Origin of the sequence: Lujinxingia sediminis, from assembly GCF_004005565.1 — a bacterium.
Classification (GTDB): domain Bacteria; phylum Myxococcota_A; class Bradymonadia; order Bradymonadales; family Bradymonadaceae; genus Lujinxingia; species Lujinxingia sediminis.
In genome coordinates this window covers 21088-38640 of record NZ_SADD01000001.1, presented here as the reverse complement: position 1 = coordinate 38640, position 17553 = coordinate 21088, and the positions used below count along the sequence as shown (strand labels likewise).

Below are 17553 nucleotides of genomic sequence, written 5' to 3'. Positions count from 1 at the left end.
ACCCCCACTTTTTTTTGAATCGAGGAAAAAAACGTGCCGCTGCGGGCACTCAGCGCGGCCGCAGATCGATCTTATCGCCCTGCAATGTGGCGTCGATCGCCAGATGGGCGTCGGCCTCAATATCGACCGATGCGCGCAGACGGCGACCCTCGATCGTCTCAAAGACCAGAGTGTGTGAGCCCGCTTCAAGCTCGAGCTCCTTGATCGGGCCTGCTCCAAACGAGCGGCCTTCGATGTAGATCGCCGCCGCCGGCGACACGCTCAGGCTGAGGGTGCCCTGCCCCGTTTCCAGAGGTGAAAGCGCGGTGTCGATATGCACACTTCCCACCGCATTGAAGTCCAGGACAAAGGCCTGGGCTCGTCGCTCATGAGCACTGATCTCAACCCGGCCGAAGCCCGCTGCAGCCACGACCTCTTCGAGGGGCGTCGTACCGATGGACGCCCCATCAAGCATCACCCGGCTGCTGCGCGGCCGGCTGCTCACCCGCACAATGGCCCGGGTGGCCTCCTGGCTGGCGAGCATCCCCTCGATCCGGTGGTGCTGCTCCGGCGAGGGTTGCACCCAGGAGACGTGAGCCTTGTGGCCGGCGAGCTCAAATTGGACGTGGCTGAGGCCATCGGCCACCACGTTCTCAAGGCGCAAGGGCGTGACCCCTACCCGCTCCCCGTTGAGGTAGATCGCCGCGCCGGAGGGCGTGCTCTCAAAACTCAGCGGGGCCCTCGCTCCTCCGACCGAACGCTCCAGGACCACCGGTGCAAGCGGCGTTCCGGCCCGCGCTTCCAGGCGCACCGGGCGGTACCCCTCGGCCACCACCCAGAGGTCATGGGTCGGTCCGGCTTCGAGTTGAGCCTGAAGCGGGGTGGCGCCGTCCAGACGCACGCCATCGGCAATCACCCGCGCTCCCGGGGGCTCCGTAACGATGCTTAAGGTTGCCATCTGGCGAGGTTGATCCCGCAACGCCGGCGCCTCCTCGAGCGCCTCACTGCCATTCCCCCCGGACCACAGCAGAGCCGCCAGCCCCGCCAGCAGAATCAGCGCTCCGAGCCCCGCCCAAAGCAGGATCGGTCGCGACCCTCCGGCCCGATCTGCTTCGATGGTGGGCATCGCCGCGGTTGCCGCGATCGAGGGCACCGGCGGCGCCCAGGGCGACGGACCACTTGAGGAGGCCACGTCCAACTCCGGGATTTTACGCCAGAAGGAGTCATCATTGCCCGCGGAAGTGCGTGTTGAGGGAGCTGCAGAGGACGTGGATGCGTCCGCCGACTCAGGGACACGCTCCAACGCCTCCTCCCCGGACACGTCCCTCTCACCATCCGACAAGGAGAGCCACGCATCGCGCTCGTCCAGCCCCTCCCCCCGAGCCTGCATCCCGCCTGTAACATCGTCATCGACGCGCACATCGACCAGCGTCTCGTCAATCGACGCCCCTTCGGCCTCGGCATACGCGTGCGCCGCAGACGCGCGGGCCTCGACCCGACGCACTTCCACCACCGGCACCCCACCCGGCTCACCGAAGGCTTCACGGCGCGCGCCCTCCCCGATCTCCAGGGTCGTCACATCGATGGAACTTGCGCGGGTGCGCTCTTCGAGCACATCGACATCTTCCAACACTTCGAGGTCATCATCACCGAGCACAAAGTGCTGCTCGGAGATGGTCACCGGACGCGTGGCATCTTCGCCGCCATCGTCCCCGGGTTCGGTTGGCTCCTGCGCGCGACGCTCCAGCTCGCGGAAGTACTCGGCAAGCTGGCGCGAGCCCACTCTGACCCTCCGCTCAAAGAGCCAGTCCTCCAGCGCCTCGGCCAGCTCACCGGCGCTCTGAAAGCGATCCTCAGGATCGCGGGCCAGAGCGCGCAGCACGATCGCCTCAAGCTCCTCGGGATAGTCCGCGCGCACCTCCGAGGGCCGAGTCACTACGCCCTCGGTGATCTTGCGCATCGTCTCGTACTCGGTGCGCGAGCGGAACAGGCGCGAGACCGTGGTGATCTCGTAGAGCACAATTCCCAGAGTAAAAATGTCGCTGCGATGATCGAGCGCACCGCCGTCGAATTGCTCCGGGCTCATGTAGGAGAACTTCCCCTTAAATTCCCCGGTTCGCGTATGCGTGAGCCGACTCTCGGCTTTGGCAATGCCGAAGTCGCAGATCTTGACGCCACCCTGCACGCTTAAGAGCACGTTTTGTGGTGAGATATCGCGATGGACCACCCGCATCGGGCGTCCCTGGTCGTCGCAGCGGGTGTGCGCATAATGAAGCCCGCTGGCCACGTCGGCGATGATGCGAACGGCCAGCTCGCGAGGCAAAAAGAAGTCCTGCTTCACCCCCAGCTCACACACTCTGCGAAGGTCCAGCCCTTCTACGAGTTCCATCGCCAGGTAGAAGGCCCCGTCCACCACGCCCAGATCGTAGATCTGTACGATATTCGGGTGCAGCAACCTGGAGGCGATACGCGCTTCATCGATGAACATCGTGATGATGTCATCGCGATCGACCAGATGCGGGAACATGCGCTTGATCGCTACCGGACGGCTAAACCCGCCGATCTCTCCGAGGGCGCGCGCCTCGAAGACTTCCGCCATCCCCCCCTGTGCGATCTTTCGATGAAGTTGGTACGTCCCGAACTCTTCGGGCATCAGCGACCTCAACGCCCGCGAACAGGCAACCCAACAAATCCACTTGAGACAATCCGGTGCCAACTCTAAAAGAGGTGCGAGAAGAGCGTCAAGCACGCCCCCCCCCCGAAGCCGGCATCGCTACGATGAAGGGAGTCTGAGATGATCAAGCACGTGGGCATACTTTGCATCGGCGACGAGCTCCTCGACGGGCGCGTCAGCGACAAGAATGGCCGTCATGTGATGAGCCTTGGCGAGGACCGCCTCTTCCAGGTCCGCGAGCTGCGCATTGTGCGCGACGACGAAGATCGCATCGTTCAGGCGCTTGATGCGCTGAGTTCCTGCGATGTGATCGTGGTCAGCGGAGGGCTCGGCCCCACCGCCGACGACCGCACCCGGGAGTCGGCTGCGGCCTGGAGCCAGGATGTCTTGCATGAGGACGCCGCAAGTCTGCAAAGGCTGGAGGAGCGCGCGCGGGAACGAGGCTATACACTGACCGAGAATAACCGTCGGCAGTGCTCCTTCCCCTCCCGCGCCACCATCCTGGCCACCGAGGTGGGGACGGCACCGGGGTTTCGCGTGGATCATCGCGGTTGCGCCACCTTTTTCTTTCCCGGCGTCCCCCGGGAGTTTCAGTGGTTCGTGCAGCGCTACCTTTTAAACGAGTTGACGCCGGACCAGCACGCCCCGCGTGCCAGCGCTCGCCGGCGTTACTACGGCCTCGGTGAATCGAAGCTCGAGACGATGATCGAGGGCATCGAGGCGCTGGCGCGCCAGCTCGGCGCTCGGGTGGGCTATCGGGCGAGTTACCCGGTGATCGAGGTCTCGTTGAAGGCTCCCGATGATACGGCGCTCACCGAGTTGCTCACCTTCATTGATGCACGCATCAGCCCCTGGCTTGTCGCCGAGGGCGATGACGACTTCTTCGCCCGAGTGGGACGACGGCTCGTTGAGCACAAGGCCACCGTTGCCGTGGCAGAGTCGTGCACTGGAGGGCTGCTCGGCGGGGCGCTGACCAGGACGCCGGGAAGTTCCGCCTGGTTTGAGCGGGGCTATCTTACGTACGCCAACCAGGCCAAGATCGATCTTGTGGGCGTCAACCCCGCCACGCTTGCGAGCGAGGGTGCCGTGAGCGCGGCGGTGGTCTGCCAGATGGCCCTGGGGGCTGCGCGCGCTGCCGGCGCCCCCTATGGCCTGGCCATCAGCGGTGTGGCCGGTCCCACAGGTGGGAGCACTGATAAACCGGTGGGCACCGTCGACTTCAGCCTGCACACCCCGCAGGGCACCTTTCATAAGCGTGCGTACTACCCGGGTCGTACCCGCGAGGAGATCCGCACCGCATCGGTCTACACCGCGATGGCCCTGCTGCTCTGGCACCTCGAAGGTCGCCTGGATGCCCACGCCGTGCGCGGCCCTTTTGACCCGGCACGCGTTGAGGCCGGCGTGCCTGGCGCCTCGTAAGCCCGTCCTTGTCAGCACTCGACTGATGGTCGATAACACCCCATCCACGCTCCGCTTCTCTCTCCCAGGCCGATGTGCCCCATGATGCGACGCCTCTTCATAGCCGTAGACCTCTCGATCAACGTGGTGGAACGCCTGGTGCTCTTCCAGGATGAACTTCAGGGCCGCCTGCGCGGCGCCTTCGGCGACGATCTCAGCGTGCGCTGGACCGACGCCGAGAACATCCACCTCACCCTGAAGTTTCTGGGCGACACCCCCGACGATCTGGTTTCGATGTTGGAGAGTACAGTCCGCCGTCTGGCCGAGCCCCTCTTTCCTTTTGAGGTGGAATGCCGCGGCTTCGGCGCCTTCCCGCGCCCGGACCAGCCCCGCATCTTATGGGCGGGCCTCGACACCAAGAGTGCCGAGGTGTTGGGGCTTCTGCAGCAGGCGCTGGAGCGCGACCTTCAAGAGATCGGCGTCGCCGCCGACCCCCGAGAGTTCCTGCCACACATCACCCTGGGTCGGTTGAAGTCACGGGCTAACCCCGATCTCAGCGAGCTTTTCGGGCGTTACGACGAGCTGAGCTTTGGAAAGAGCTACATCAAAGATCTGGTGCTCTACGAGTCACACCTGCGCCATGATGGCCCACGCTACGAGGTCCTGGAGCGCTTCGCTCTGGGGCAGCATGGCTAACCTAAGACCTTCATTTTATTCACAAAACCGACACACCCAAACCTTCTACTCCAGACCGCTCGAGCGTCGGAGCTGCTCGCTCTGAAAGCGCGCGATCGAGGCCTGTGGACCGTCGGGCAATCGGGCCAGGTAGGTCTGGTAGGCCTCGATCGCAGCCCCGATGTTGCCCCGGTCGCGCTCCGCCCGTCCCAGGCCGATGTACGCATCCCCGTAGGTCGCATCGCGGTAGATCGCACGGCGAAACTGGGCCACCGAGGAGTCCAACGAGCCTAACTCCAGAAGTGCCCACCCCAGACCGGTGATCGCCTCCGGGTTCGTCTCATCGAGCTCAATCGCACGGTGGTAGCGTGCCCGGGCACTCTGTGCATCCCCCCGCTGCAGCGCACGACGTGCCGAGGCCAACACGGCCTCCATGTCGGGGCGTTGCGCCTTCCGGGCGACGCGCTCGCTTCGCTCGCTCGCCACGCCAACCTCCTGCACCGCCGCGCTTAGCGCAGCCTCCCGGACCGGTGCGAGCGCCGCCCGACGCGCCACGTCGTGCGCCTGCCCCACGCGAGTGCGAACCCGATCTAAGGGCTTCTTCGCCGCCTCTTCAGCCTCCAGGGGGGACCGGGCTTCGGCCGACGTCGCGGAGGCCTCGACGGCGCTGCGCTCTTTCATCCAGGCATCGAACGTCCCGCCGTACCACGCACCGATGCCTGCGCCGAGCGCAAGCACTAGCAGCACCGCCGCCAGGAGCGGGCCGCGCGAGCGACGAGAACGCCGCTCCGGGGCCACGACGATCTGAGAGCCGGACTGCGTCACGCTTAAGTCGCCGAGTGACCAGTCATCCTCTTCGGGGGCCACCGGACTCAGATGCGGTGCGCGCCCGGGAGATTGTCGCGGCGTTGGGGTGGGTTCAACCGCCGGGGGCGCCCCGAAACGCTCGGCGTCCAGGTTAAGACTGGGCGAGCTCGGTGCTTCCGGGCTCGCCAGACTCGGGGTGACCCGGGCGCGGCGTACCGGTGATGGTGTCTGATGCACCGGACGAGGTGGCGAAACGCCAGGCTGCGTTGCGACGTGATGAGGCTCGGTCGTTCGACGGGGACGCATCGGCGTCGATGCCGGCCCGAAGTGCTGCGTGGCACGATCCTCCAGAGGCTCGCGCCGCTCCCCTCGCCCCAACCCCGCGATCGAGGCTACCGCCTGAAAAATCGGTGCAAACTCCCCGATGGTCCCCAACTCGCTCCAACGCTCGCCGGTGCGAGAGATCGCATCATGAGCCTCAACCTCACCATTCATGATCCAGCGGTGAAGTTCGTCAAAACCCCAGAAATAAAGAACATCCCCGCTGGACGCCTTACGGACCATCCAGCGACGCTGGCTCTCATCGCGCAACTCGTCGGGCACCTCCAGACGAAAGAGGTGATCGCACTGACTGCACTTGAGGTTGACCGAGCCCACCGAGCGCAGCTGCGCCTCATCAAACTCGTAGAGCGTCTGACACTGCGGGCAAGAGACGTCCATCGTCATCGTAGGAGGTGAGCGCCGGGGGCGACCTCCTTACTCCATCGTGGGAGGTGGCGAGCCGCCCTGACTACGCAGCTTACGGGCCTGTTCGCGCATGGCTTCGACCTTGTCCTGCTGACCAAGTTTCTCGTGCACCTGGGCACTCATGTCGTAGATCTGAACACGATCGGGGTCGAGCATGCGCGCGGTCTCCAGGCGATCGAGCGCCGAGGTAAGACGGTTGGATTCAATATCCACCCGGGCATCGTCGAGGATGCGGTCAACCTCCACTCGCCGGTCAGGATTGGGCGGCGCCGGGGCGGCCTCAGCAGGTGCAGCTTCGGCTTCAGCGGCCGGGGCCGGCGCCGGTGTGGGTGCGGGAGATGGCGCCACCGATTCGGACGGAGCAATGCCGCCAAGCGCCGGGAAGTTGATGATTCCGCCCAGATGAAGCCCCAGAGCAACCGCGACCAACCCGAGCAATCCGAAGACCCCCCAGAGCACCATGGTGAGCACGTTGCTGTCACGTGAAGGAGGTCGGAATCCGGCGTTCGGGTCGATCTTCTCTCGTTCTGAGGTCGCCGACGGCTTTTGCCCAACCGCGGGCATCCCGGCGGTCATAAATGGCGAGGCCGGCGAAGGTGCCGGAGTCGGAGCCGTACCGGGAACCGAGGGCATCGCACCGGGAGGCGTCATCGCAGGCGCGGCTCCCGAGCCTGCGGGGCTCGTCGGAGCAGGTCCCATCCCGGGCATCGGAGCCTGGGCCCCGGAAGAGGCCACGGAGTAGTTCCCCGAACGCTGCGCCGCCCCGCCGCCCGGCGAAAACTGCGGATAATCACTCAGCGCGAAGAACTCACCGCCGGAAGAGAGCTTGTAGCCATTGAGCTCTTCGCGGCTGGCAAGCCAGCTGCGCAAGCTCTTGTTGTCGGCAAACTCGTAGGTCAGCCCGAAGTTGGTCTGTAGCTTCCAGGGGCCTTCGTGGCTGCCATCAACCCCGCCGGCGGGTGCGGCGGATGCGGTCATCCCCGGCGAGGGACCAGACGCCTGAGGCACAGCAGGGCTTGTGCCGAACGCCGGCGCTCCGGCCGGAGGCGGGGTGGGCTCAGCCGAGGCCGAGAGGCGTTGCCCGGGCATGGCCTGTTGCACCACAGGAGGAGGCGCAATCTCGGTAGCAGGGCCTCCATCATCGGGCATGGAGGGCGGACCACCGGCCGGGCGCGCGCCCAGATGCTGCAGGCTCTTCTTTACGAGGTCTGGCGAGAGCTCCTGAGTGTGGAGTTCATCCTCCTCGACCGAGGCTCCGAGCCCGGGCAATACGCCGCTGACCAATGGATTGGACATCTCAATGGTCTGATCGCCACCGACATCGCCGAACATCGAGGAGAAATCCGGAAGTTCCGCGCCCGACATCACCTCGGTCTTGGCGACCTCATCCTCGACCGGCGGCGCCGCGTTCTGTGCGGCGGCCTTGTTCTGATTCATCGAGTTGAGAAGCTCGTGAATATTGGGGCGCGCGGCAATCGAGGTCTTATCCGCCTCGTGCTCCGGCTCCGCCGCTACCTCAGGGTACACCACGAAGGCGTGCGCACAGGAAGGACACTTGATCTTGCCCCCCGAGGGCGGAATATTGGCGTCATTGACGCGATATCGCGATGAACAGCTGGGACACTGGACGATCATTCCGTGGTCTGCTCCGGATGGGATGGATCAAGCGAGGAAAACAGCGCACGCCCAAGGCCTCGATGGCTTCAGGGCCTGAAGCGCAGTCGCTGCATTCGCGCCGAGGGCAGGCGCAGCCGCCCTCCTCAAGGGGCCGCATTAGACCACACGCACCCACCCCACGCAAGAAGGAGGCCGGGCGCTTTTTTTAGCCCCCAGAGCACAAAAAAGCCCGGCCGAAGCCGGGCTTTTTCACATCGTCAACCTGCGACTTAGAGCGCCGCGGTGATGTCGATGTTAAGGACCATCAGAATCGAGATAACGAACGCGTAGATCACGAGCGACTCGATCAGGGCCAGACCCAGAATCAGCGGAGTGAAGAGCTTACCGGCGGCGCCCGGGTTGCGAGCGATACCTTCCAGGGCGGCGGCAGCAGCGCGACCCTGACCCAGCGAACCACCCAGCGCGGCAAGACTCACGCCGAAGGCCGAAGCGGCGCCCAACCATGCGTAGGTCGTGAAGACGTTATCGGCCGCAGCAGCGGTACCCTGGGCAAACGCCGAGGTGCTCCAGAGTGCGACAATTGCGAACGTGCTCAAAAACGTGATCGTGCTTTTCTTCAGCATGGACTGCGTCCTCCTAGCTCGCGCGACGCCGATACAAGTTGCGGCGTGCGCCATTGTGACGGGTATCAATATGTTGATACGCCCTGATGAAAGCCGTCTAGGCCAACAACCTTTCTGGCGAGTCGTTTAATGGTCTTCGTGCTCAATGGCAAGGGCGATGTAGATGCTGGACAACAGGCTGAAGACCAACGCCTGAATGGTGCAAACCAGCAAGCCCAGGAAGAGGAACGGTACCGGGATCAGAAGAGGAATTCCGAAGATCCCGGCGGCCAGGTCCCCAAACACGCCCAGGACCATGTGGTCCCCGGTCATATTACCGGTAAGTCGCACTGCAAGACTGACCGGGCGGAAGGCGTGTCCCACCAATTCGATGATAAAGATCAGGGGAGCCAGCAAGAGAATCGGCCCCATGAAATGTTTGATATAGCCGAATCCCTGCTCCATGAAACCGGAGACGTTGTAAACCAGGAAGACGACAATCGCGCAGGCCAGCCCCGTATTGAGGTTTGAAGTCGGCGGCGCAAAGCCCACGACCAGCCCCATCAGGTTGCCCAGGTAAATAAAGACCGCCAGCGACGCGATCAGCGGGAAGAACTTCTTAGCAGCCTTCTCGCCCATCAGGTCGCTCATCATGCCCATCACCGCTTCGAAGAGCACCTCGAAGAATCCGGCCACCGAGAATTTACCCACAGGGATCAGGGCTTCGTCGCGCTTTCGGTACCTGCGACTGGCGACAAGTGCGAGCACCGTAATCAGCAGCACCAGTACACCGGTGAACACCACGTGAGTGATACCGACCGCGGCCGAGGGATTCAGCACAGGGTCGCCGAAGATGTGATTCCATCCCTCTCCGTGTTCTTGTTCGGCAAACGCGGGAATGAGGTCTAAAAACGTATAATCAGCCATGAACTACGTGCTCTCGTTGTCAGCGGCGTTGTCCTCAACGTGCTGGCGACTCTTACGAGTGGAAACAGTCTGCCAGCCCAGCGCGAGTAACAACACTTTGTAGCCGAGGATAAAGCCTACGGCGTGGGCACCCAGGGTCGAAAGGCAAAACCAGATGGCAACGCAGTTTGCTGCCAGCTTAAACACCAGAACAACAGCGCCTCCCCTTGCTGCGGGATTGCCGTTGACGGCGCCATTAAACATCTTCCTGACGAGAAAAGCTGTCGCACGGAGGCTGAGCGCCGCAAAGAGCGTGCCCAGAGCCATGGAGTAGCCGAATCGCAGGGAGACTACCTGGCCCGTCATCAGCGCCAGCAGTGCTCCCAGCGCCAACATGCGCCAGAAAACCCCGTTGACGAAGCTTCGGTCGAGCCTGGCCATCAGTCTTCACCTTGTGTTTTCAAAAACCGTTGCGAGATCTTCCAGACATGCCACCCGGCGCTGAGCATCGCCACCGCCATGGACACCAGAAGCAACACCGGGGCCGTTTCAAAGTGGGCATCGAGTCGGGTGCCGATAAATGCACCGCCGAGTACAAGTCCTACAAACTCAAAGCCCAGGGCTCCGATCGCGCCTGCCACAAGCCAGGGATTGCGGGTGGAGTGACGCGACTCGTCTTCTGGTGGAGAGGCCATCTAAATCACCTCGCGCCGTGCTCTGGAAAATGCCCGCAGACCGTGTCTGCAAGCGCCTCCCCGAGCAGCGGCGCGCACCCTGTAACACAGGGAATTGACGGGCGTCAACCGCCTCAGATTAACTGTCTTCGCCGGGCTCTTCCTCTGCGGATTCTTCACCGGTTGAGGCGGCCTGCTCGGGGCTTTCATCGCCCTGAATCTCCGCACCTTCCCCGGCCTCTGCGAGTTCCTCACCCTCGAGCTCCTCGTCTTCCTCCTCGGCGACCAGCGCCGCGATGGAGACGACCAGCTCATCGTCGTCCAGGCTCATGACGCGCACGCCCTGCGTGTTGCGTCCGTAGGTTGAGATCTGCTCGACGCGGGTGCGCAGAACCTGGCCCTTATCGGTGATCATCATCAGCTCATTGGTGTCGTCGACCACGCGGATGCCCACCAGCATGCCGTTGCGCTCGTTGGTCTTAATGGTGACCACACCTTTGCCACCGCGGCGCTGCAGCGGATACTCATCGAGCAGCGTGCGTTTTCCATAGCCCCGCTCGGTGATGGTGAGGATGGTGGAGTGGTCATCGCCTGCGGGAACCACGTCCATTCCCACCAGCGTATCGCCCTCGCGGAAGCGCATCCCGTAGACACCGGCGGCCACGCGCCCCATCGGACGCACATCCTCCTCGTGGAAGCAGATCGCCTGGCCATCGCTGCTCGCAAGGAAGATGCGATCATCTCCGCCGGTAGCGCGCACGCTGATGAGTTCATCATCCTCGTCTTTGAAGCCCAGCGCGATGATACCGCCGACGTGCACATTGGCGTACGCCATCAGATCGGTCTTCTTAATCACGCCCTGACGCGTGGCGGTGACGATGTAGCGCCCCTCTTCAAACTCCTCAAAGGGCAAGATGGCCTTGATCTTCTCATCTTGCGTGATCGGCAACAGGTTGATCACGGCTTTGCCGCGCGTGGTGCGCGAGCCCTGCGGCAGCTCGTGGACCATCAATTTGTAGACCTTACCCACCGAGGTGAAGATGAGCAGGTTGGTGTGGGTCGAGGCCACGAACATATCGGTGACGAAGTCTTCGTCTTTGGTGTCCATGCCCCGCTTTCCACGGCCGCCACGGTGCTGAGCGCGGTACTCGCTGAGGGGGGTACGCTTGATGTAGCCGGCGTGGCTGAGGGTGACCACCATGTCTTCTTCGGCGATCAGATCGAGGTCGGAGAGCTCGGTGACGTTGTGCAGGATCTCGGTGCGACGCTCATCGGCGTAGGCCTCGAGTACTTCGTTGAGCTCCTCGATGATGACGGCCATCAACTTCTTCTCGTCGGCCAGGATGCCTCGCAGACGATCGATCTCAGCGAGCACCTCGGCCAACTCTTCGAGGATCTTGTCGCGCTCCAGACCGGTGAGCTTTTGCAGGCGCATATCGAGAATCGCCTGCGACTGACGCTCACTCAGCGCGAAGCGGCTCATCAGCCCCTCGCGGGCCTCGTTGGGCGAGGCCGAGGCGCGAATCAACGCGATCACCTCATCGAGGTGGTCGAGCGCGATCTTGAGGCCTTCCAGGATATGGGCACGCTCCTCGGCCTTACGCAGCTCAAAAATGGTGCGGCGCGTCACCACATCGCGGCGGAAGTCGATGAAGTGGTTGAGCACCTCCTTGAGGCTCATGATGCGGGGCTGACCGTGAACGATCGCCAGCATGATGATGCCAAAGGACGACTGCATCGCCGTCATCTTGTAGAGGTTGTTGAGCACGACCGCCGGGATCATGTCGCGGCGAAGCTCAATGACGATGCGCATGCCGTCGCGGTCGGACTCATCGCGCAGGTCGGTGATGCCTTCGATGCGCTTGTCACGGGCCAGCTCGGCGATCTTCTCAATGAGACGCGCCTTGTTGACCTGGTAGGGCAGCTCGGTGACGACGATGGAGCTCTTGCCGCGCTTCTCGTCCTCTTCGATGATCGCGCGGGCGCGCATCTTGATGATGCCGCGGCCCTCGGCGTAGGCGTCACGCAGACCACGCGCGCCGTACATGATGCCGGCGGTGGGGAAGTCGGGGCCGGGGATGTGCTGCATCAACCCTTCGACATCGATCTCCGGGTTCTCAATCAGCGCCAGCGTGCCCCGAATCACTTCGCCAAGGTTATGCGGCGGGATGTTGGTGCTCATCCCGACGGCGATCCCGGAGGAGCCGTTGATCAGCAGGTTGGGGATACGCGTGGGCAGAACCGCCGGCTCTTCGATGGTGTCATCGTAGTTGGGGATCCACTCGACGGTCTCTTTGTCGATGTCGCTCAAAAGCTCCTGAGCGACGCGCGCCATACGCACTTCGGTATAACGCATGGCCGCGGCCGGGTCGCCGTCGACCGAGCCGAAGTTGCCCTGGCCGTCGACAAGCGGCACGCGCATGTTGAAGTCCTGGGCAAGACGCACCAACGCATCATAGACCGAGGAGTCGCCGTGGGGGTGGTACTTACCGATGACGTCACCGACGATACGCGCCGACTTCTTGTAGGCGGCGTTCCAGCGGTTGCCCAGCTCATGCTGCGCAAAGAGGATGCGCCGGTGCACCGGCTTCAGCCCGTCGCGAACGTCGGGCAATGCGCGCCCGATGATCACGCTCATGGCGTAGTCCATGTAGGACTGGCGGATCTCTTCTTCGATATTGATCGGAATGATGCTGACCGAATCCGTCATCGCGTTCCCTTCACCAAAGCGGGTCGTTTCATACGATTGAGAGGCTCCCGGTATGAGCGGGCGCTCAAGCGGGGCGTAAAGCCGCGGAACCCTACCAAGGAGGGGGCGATCTCACAAGGGAGTCCGCCCAGAGCCTGGCACCGGTGAGGTGGTCTCTGTGAAGGCAGTGCTTAGCTTGCCAGGCAAGACATCGCTTCGGGTGTGTCGGCGCGTCTGCCGCAAACGCTGAAGTTTAGTGAGAGCGGAACTTTTTAACCCTGGCGCAAACTTTTTTGAAACCTCCGCCCCCCGGCCGGCGTCTTAACCATGAACACCGCGTGATCCCTCTCTCCCCTCCCCTCGAAGGCCGGAGCGGCGAGTTGCGATAAAAACGAAAGGAGTCCCCCCATGCTCAAGCTCAACGAATTCAATCGCTCCGACTCCGACTCCCCCAAAAACGAGGGGTTCGAGGAGACGGCCCTCACCCACCTCGATGAGCTCTACGCCACGGCGTTGCGCTATACCAAAAACGAGAAAGACGCCGAGGATCTCGTCCAGGAGACCTTCATCAAGGCCTACACCAACTGGCATCGCTTCGAGCAGGGCACGAACTGCCGCGCCTGGCTCTTTACGATCCTCACCAACACCTTCATCAACAAGTACCGCCGTAAGAAGAAAGAGCGTGAGATCCTCAACGCCGATGATCTTCGCCCCATCGAAGAGAACTTCTTCGATCGCGAGCGTACCGAGTTCTACAACAGCCCGGAGCGCGAGTCGGTTCAGAAGAGCTTTACCAGCGAGTTGCAGGACGCCCTGGAGCAGCTCAGCGACGAGTTCCGCACCGTGGTGGTGCTCGCTGACCTCAACGACTTCTCCTACAAGGAAATCGCCCACATTCTGGACTGCCCGGTGGGTACGGTGATGAGCCGGCTCTTCCGCGGACGCAAAATGATGCGCGAGCTGCTGGTGGAGACGGCCTATGAGCGGGGCATCATCCGCGATATGGAGCCCTTCCTTCATGAGGAGTCCAACCGCACCCGTCGCTCGGTGCGACGCGAGAAGCTCAACGCCATCAAAGAAGAGCGTGACGACGACGCGGTGGAAGCTGCCTCCTGACCATCGCCTCGATCGCCCGTGGGCCCGTCCCCACGCCGGGCCCACGAAAAAACCTCCCGGGATGACTCCGGGAGGTTTTTTCATGTCTGGGTGAGCCCGTTGGTGTCCGCGCTCTCAACCGGTCGCCGACGAGCCCGGCTTATCGGGGCCGGGCTCCTCATCAGCCGGGTCCAGCAGCGCGCGCCAGCGCTCAGCCTTGGAGCTCTGGTCACGGCGATGCCGACTCATCTCGCGCACGAACACCTCGACGATTGCCGGATCGAACTGCGAGCCGGAGCAGCTCTCGATCTCCTGCATCGCCACCTCGTGGGGCAACGCCCGGCGGTAGGCGCGGTGCGAGGTCATCGCATCATAGGTGTCTGCTACCGCCAGGATACGCGCCATCAGGGGGATCTCCTCTCCACTCAATCCCACCGGGTAGCCGCGGCCATCCCAGCGCTCGTGGTGGTGATAGACCCCGGGGATGAGCGGGTGCAGAAAACGAATCGGCTGCAAGATCCACTTTCCACGCGTGGTGTGGCTCTTGAACATCTCATACTCCGACTCGGTGAGGGGATCGGCTTTGTTGAGCTCTTCAAAGCGGATGCCCAGCTTGCCGATGTCGTGCATCAGGGCACTGTCGGCGATGCGCTCGACCTCATCGGGTTCCAGCCCCAGACCGACTGCGATCTGGCGCGCATAACGGCTGACCCGCTCGGAGTGGCCGCGGGTGTAGGGATCGCGATCTTCGAGGATGTTGGCCAGCGCCTGAATGGTCTGCTTGAAGGTCTGCTGCAGGTCGCCGTAGAGGCGCGCGTTATCCATCGCCGCGGCGGCGCGCCCGACCATGATCGCCAGAAGTTTACGTTTGCTCTCGCGGAAGGCGGGGCGCGGCTCAAAGCGCGCGGCGATCAAGATCCCCAGAAGTTGATCATTGGCGCAGAGCGGCGCACAGAAGATCGAGCGCGGCAGGGGACGCGTGCTCAACCCGAGCCCGGCGATCGCGTCACCGTGCAGTACCCGCGCGCTCGTCGTGGAGCACAGCCCGGTGATAACCTCCGGTGTGAGGCCGGCCAGAAACGCTAACCCCGGCGCGCTATTCGACGCATCGAGCCAGCGCGCGCCCTCTTCCAGAAGCTCGCTCCCCGGAGCGTTCGGTCGCCACAACCCCACCACGTCGGCCTCGGCCTGAACGCCGATGGTCTCCACCAGAAGGTCGTGGACGTGAGCCTCGGCCAGGCTCTTTCCCAGCTGCTCGGTGACGTCGTAGAGATCGACAAGCTCTTTGAGGCGCACGTTTTCGCGCTCCAGACGCTTTTTCTCCAGGCCGCGCTCAATCACGCGGATGACATCATCGACCTTAAAAGGCTTAAGCAGGTAGTCGTAGGCACCGACCTTCATCGCGGCGATCGCGGTCTCCACGGTGCCGTAGCCGGTCATCATCAGCGGAAGCGCCCAGGGGTGGTTGCGGCAGACCTGTTCCATGAGCTCGATGCCGTTCATCCCGGGCATCTGCAGATCGATGAGAGCCACATCAAACGGGCGCTCGTTAAGAGCGATCAGCGCTTTCTCGGCGGTGGGCACGGCGAGCACGTCGTAGCCCTCCATCCCCAGAAAGTCGACGAGCACGTCGCGGATGGTCGACTCATCGTCGACCACCAGTACTCGAACCGGCCTGATCTCCCCGGAGGGAACTTCGTCGCGCACCATCGTGTTTGACCTGGGTTGAGACTCCACCTTGCGAACTTCAAAGAGCTATCACAGCGCTATTTTATGCGTCAAACTCGCCGCTACCGGGGCAGCTGTCGGGGAATGCCCGTCTCGCACCGCGGCGTTGCCTCAAAGCGATCGAGCATGCTACTGAGCCGGCCCCTCAAGCCCACCTCGACGCCGACACATCTTCTTGCAGGAACCACCGATGAGCTCGCGCGCTCCTGACTCCAGGTCCAACGACGCGCCTTCCCAGGCGCGCTCCACCGAAGCAGCCCCGGTCGTCCTTGGCGAGCGCAGCGGAGCGGCCACGCCGGCGGTGCGACTGCTTCCGGGCCGCGTGGAGGCCTCACGGGTGCTCTACCCGGGCTATCTCCTGGTGTGGGTGGGCGCGGCGCTGGCCTCACTCTTTGCCTGGCAGCGTGGCGAGTGGCACCCGCTGATGGTCTTTGTCGGCTGGGGCGTGCTCTTCTGCTGGTACTGGGTCTACGGCGTGGCCTATCGCTACCGTCGCCGGCTGATAAAGGTTCTGGCCGTCGGAATGTCGGCGCTGGTCGGCGCGATGCTCATCTGGGTGAGCGCCACCCGAGCCGCACCGATGCGCGTACCGGTCGACGGCGTCCTCGTCGAGCGCGGCGCACTGCTGCTCCCCGGACTCGCCGCGCTGGCCACCCTGCTGAGCCTGGCGCTGCTGGTCGCGCACCTCCTCTACTTCGGGCGAGGCTACCGGGAGAAACGCGCGCGTGATAGCGTCGAGACGCCGCGCTGATAGGCACGCGGCGGTGATTTCAGCTCCTCTTTCGACCTGAGTCTGCATGTCCGTCGACGTCTTCTTTTACCTGCTCACAGCCTTCGCCTTTATGCTGGGCGCGGTGGTGGGGAGTTTTCTCAACGTGGTGATCTACCGCGTCCCGGCGGGACTTTCGGTGGTGCGTCCGGGCAGCCGATGTCCGCATTGCGAGACGCCGATCGCCTGGTACGACAACATCCCCATCCTCTCGTGGCTCATATTAAGGGCCCGTTGCCGCCGCTGTAAGGTGCATATCCCGGCGCGCTACGCGCTGGTCGAGCTTTTGATGGGCGTGCTCTCGGCCGGACTATGGCTGAAAGTCTCGTGGCGGCATGTGGCGATGCTGGGCGAACCCTGGCGAGCAGGCTTTCCGCCCCCGGTGGCCAGCCTGGAGCAGCTCCCCTGGAGCTCGATGGGGATTGCGTTTGGGCTCTACTTTATCTTCATCGCGATGCTGGTGGTGATCACCTTTGTGGACCTGGATCACTACCTGATCCCGCATGAATTTACGCTTCCTACCATCGCGATCGGCATCGTTGCGACGCTGCTTCTCAACAGCGAAAAGGTGATGAGCCCGGGCTCGATGACGAGCTTTTTCCCGCCGGTGACCCTCTCGATGAGTCTTATCGGCGCGGTGGTGGGCGCGGTGGTGGTGCTGGCGATCTTCTACCTCTACTTCGCCGCCCGCGGGGTGGAGGGCATCGGCGGGGGGGATTTAACGCTGATGGCACTGATGGGTGCCTGGCTGGGCTGGCCGGCGCTGATTTTCATCTTCTTTGCAGCCAGCGTGCAGGGCTTGATCGCCGCCGGCCTCGGCACCCTTCTGGGCGCGGGGTTTGTGCGCGACTCCCGCGAGATCCTCGCCGAAGATGATCCTCGCGAGGTCGCCCGTCGTGCTCGCGAAGCGGCCGGCGCCGGCCTCGCCGATGAGACTGCTGCGCCCTCCCCCGCCGACGATGCTCCCCAGGCCGATGCCCCGGACAATGAGGAAGGAGGCGGACTTGCCGTGCCCTTCGGTCCCTTCATTGTGCTGGCCGGACTGGAGTTTTTCTTCTTCGGGGAGTTCATCCCGATGTACCTCTCAATGAGCTACCTCTACTACGGGCTCTGAGACGATGCTGCCCGCACCATCCAGCCATACCAGACGCGGTGAGGCGCGACGTTGGGGGGGGCTTCGAGCGCGCCTCTCC

At 63.4% G+C, this 17553-nt stretch carries 14 protein-coding genes and 1 pseudogene; 5 read left to right on the top strand and 10 right to left on the bottom strand.

What is annotated here, in order from left to right:
- Positions 1-49 precede the first annotated feature (49 nt).
- On the bottom strand, positions 50-2632 hold the full coding sequence (locus EA187_RS00150) for a serine/threonine-protein kinase (RefSeq protein ID WP_127778773.1): 2583 nt from the start codon (positions 2630-2632) through the stop codon (positions 50-52).
- Between the two features lie 141 nt (positions 2633-2773).
- Here EA187_RS00150 and EA187_RS00145 point away from each other — a divergent pair, with 141 nt between their 5' ends.
- Positions 2774-4072 (top strand): CinA family nicotinamide mononucleotide deamidase-related protein, encoded by a 1299-nt coding sequence (locus EA187_RS00145; RefSeq protein WP_127778772.1) that lies wholly within the window; start codon positions 2774-2776, stop codon positions 4070-4072.
- 84 nt (positions 4073-4156) lie between these two features.
- On the top strand, positions 4157-4747 hold the full coding sequence (gene thpR, locus EA187_RS00140; RefSeq protein ID WP_164855855.1) for an RNA 2',3'-cyclic phosphodiesterase: 591 nt from the start codon (positions 4157-4159) through the stop codon (positions 4745-4747).
- 45 nt (positions 4748-4792) lie between these two features.
- Here thpR and EA187_RS00135 read toward each other — a convergent pair whose 3' ends face one another.
- From EA187_RS00135 to gyrA, 8 genes and pseudogenes are all read right to left on the bottom strand, one after another.
- Positions 4793-6253 (bottom strand): tetratricopeptide repeat protein, encoded by a 1461-nt coding sequence (locus EA187_RS00135; protein ID WP_164855854.1) that lies wholly within the window; start codon positions 6251-6253, stop codon positions 4793-4795.
- A gap of 36 nt (positions 6254-6289) precedes the next feature.
- Entirely contained in the window at positions 6290-7807 is a 1518-nt protein-coding gene (locus tag EA187_RS00130; RefSeq protein WP_241250151.1) for a tetratricopeptide repeat protein, read from the bottom strand.
- A 9-nt stretch (positions 7808-7816) separates the two neighbouring features.
- Positions 7817-7915: pseudogene (locus tag EA187_RS21100) on the bottom strand (zinc-ribbon domain-containing protein); the annotation flags it as partial.
- 251 nt (positions 7916-8166) lie between these two features.
- Positions 8167-8520, bottom strand: a complete 354-nt coding sequence (locus EA187_RS00125; RefSeq protein WP_199589697.1) for an ATP synthase F0 subunit C — start codon at positions 8518-8520, stop codon at positions 8167-8169.
- 126 nt (positions 8521-8646) lie between these two features.
- The gene (gene atpB, locus EA187_RS00120; protein ID WP_115603520.1) at positions 8647-9426 is read right to left on the bottom strand and encodes a F0F1 ATP synthase subunit A; all 780 of its coding nucleotides are present in this window, start codon (positions 9424-9426) and stop codon (positions 8647-8649) included.
- A 3-nt stretch (positions 9427-9429) separates the two neighbouring features.
- Positions 9430-9846, bottom strand: a complete 417-nt coding sequence (locus EA187_RS00115) for a hypothetical protein (RefSeq protein WP_115603521.1) — start codon at positions 9844-9846, stop codon at positions 9430-9432.
- Complete coding sequence (locus EA187_RS00110; RefSeq protein ID WP_115603522.1) at positions 9846-10100, bottom strand: AtpZ/AtpI family protein; 255 nt, start codon at positions 10098-10100, stop codon at positions 9846-9848. Before EA187_RS00110 ends, EA187_RS00115 begins: the two co-directional genes overlap by 1 nt.
- 118 nt (positions 10101-10218) lie before the next feature.
- Entirely contained in the window at positions 10219-12789 is a 2571-nt protein-coding gene (gene gyrA / locus EA187_RS00105; RefSeq protein WP_115603523.1) for a DNA gyrase subunit A, read from the bottom strand.
- 387 nt (positions 12790-13176) lie between these two features.
- Between gyrA and EA187_RS00100 the strand changes: the two genes are divergently transcribed.
- A complete protein-coding gene (locus EA187_RS00100; protein WP_115603524.1) occupies positions 13177-13884 on the top strand; it encodes a sigma-70 family RNA polymerase sigma factor in 708 nt (235 codons plus the stop codon).
- Positions 13885-13998: 114 nt separating this feature from the next.
- Here the strand turns inward: EA187_RS00100 and EA187_RS00095 are convergent, their stop codons facing one another.
- Entirely contained in the window at positions 13999-15573 is a 1575-nt protein-coding gene (locus EA187_RS00095; RefSeq protein WP_115603525.1) for an HD domain-containing phosphohydrolase, read from the bottom strand.
- A 208-nt stretch (positions 15574-15781) separates the two neighbouring features.
- On the opposite strand from EA187_RS00095, the gene EA187_RS00090 reads away from it, so the two are divergent.
- Positions 15782-16342 (top strand): hypothetical protein, encoded by a 561-nt coding sequence (locus EA187_RS00090; protein WP_127778768.1) that lies wholly within the window; start codon positions 15782-15784, stop codon positions 16340-16342.
- A gap of 46 nt (positions 16343-16388) precedes the next feature.
- Complete coding sequence (locus tag EA187_RS00085; RefSeq protein ID WP_127778767.1) at positions 16389-17474, top strand: prepilin peptidase; 1086 nt, start codon at positions 16389-16391, stop codon at positions 17472-17474.
- The last annotated feature ends 79 nt before the right edge of the window (positions 17475-17553 follow it).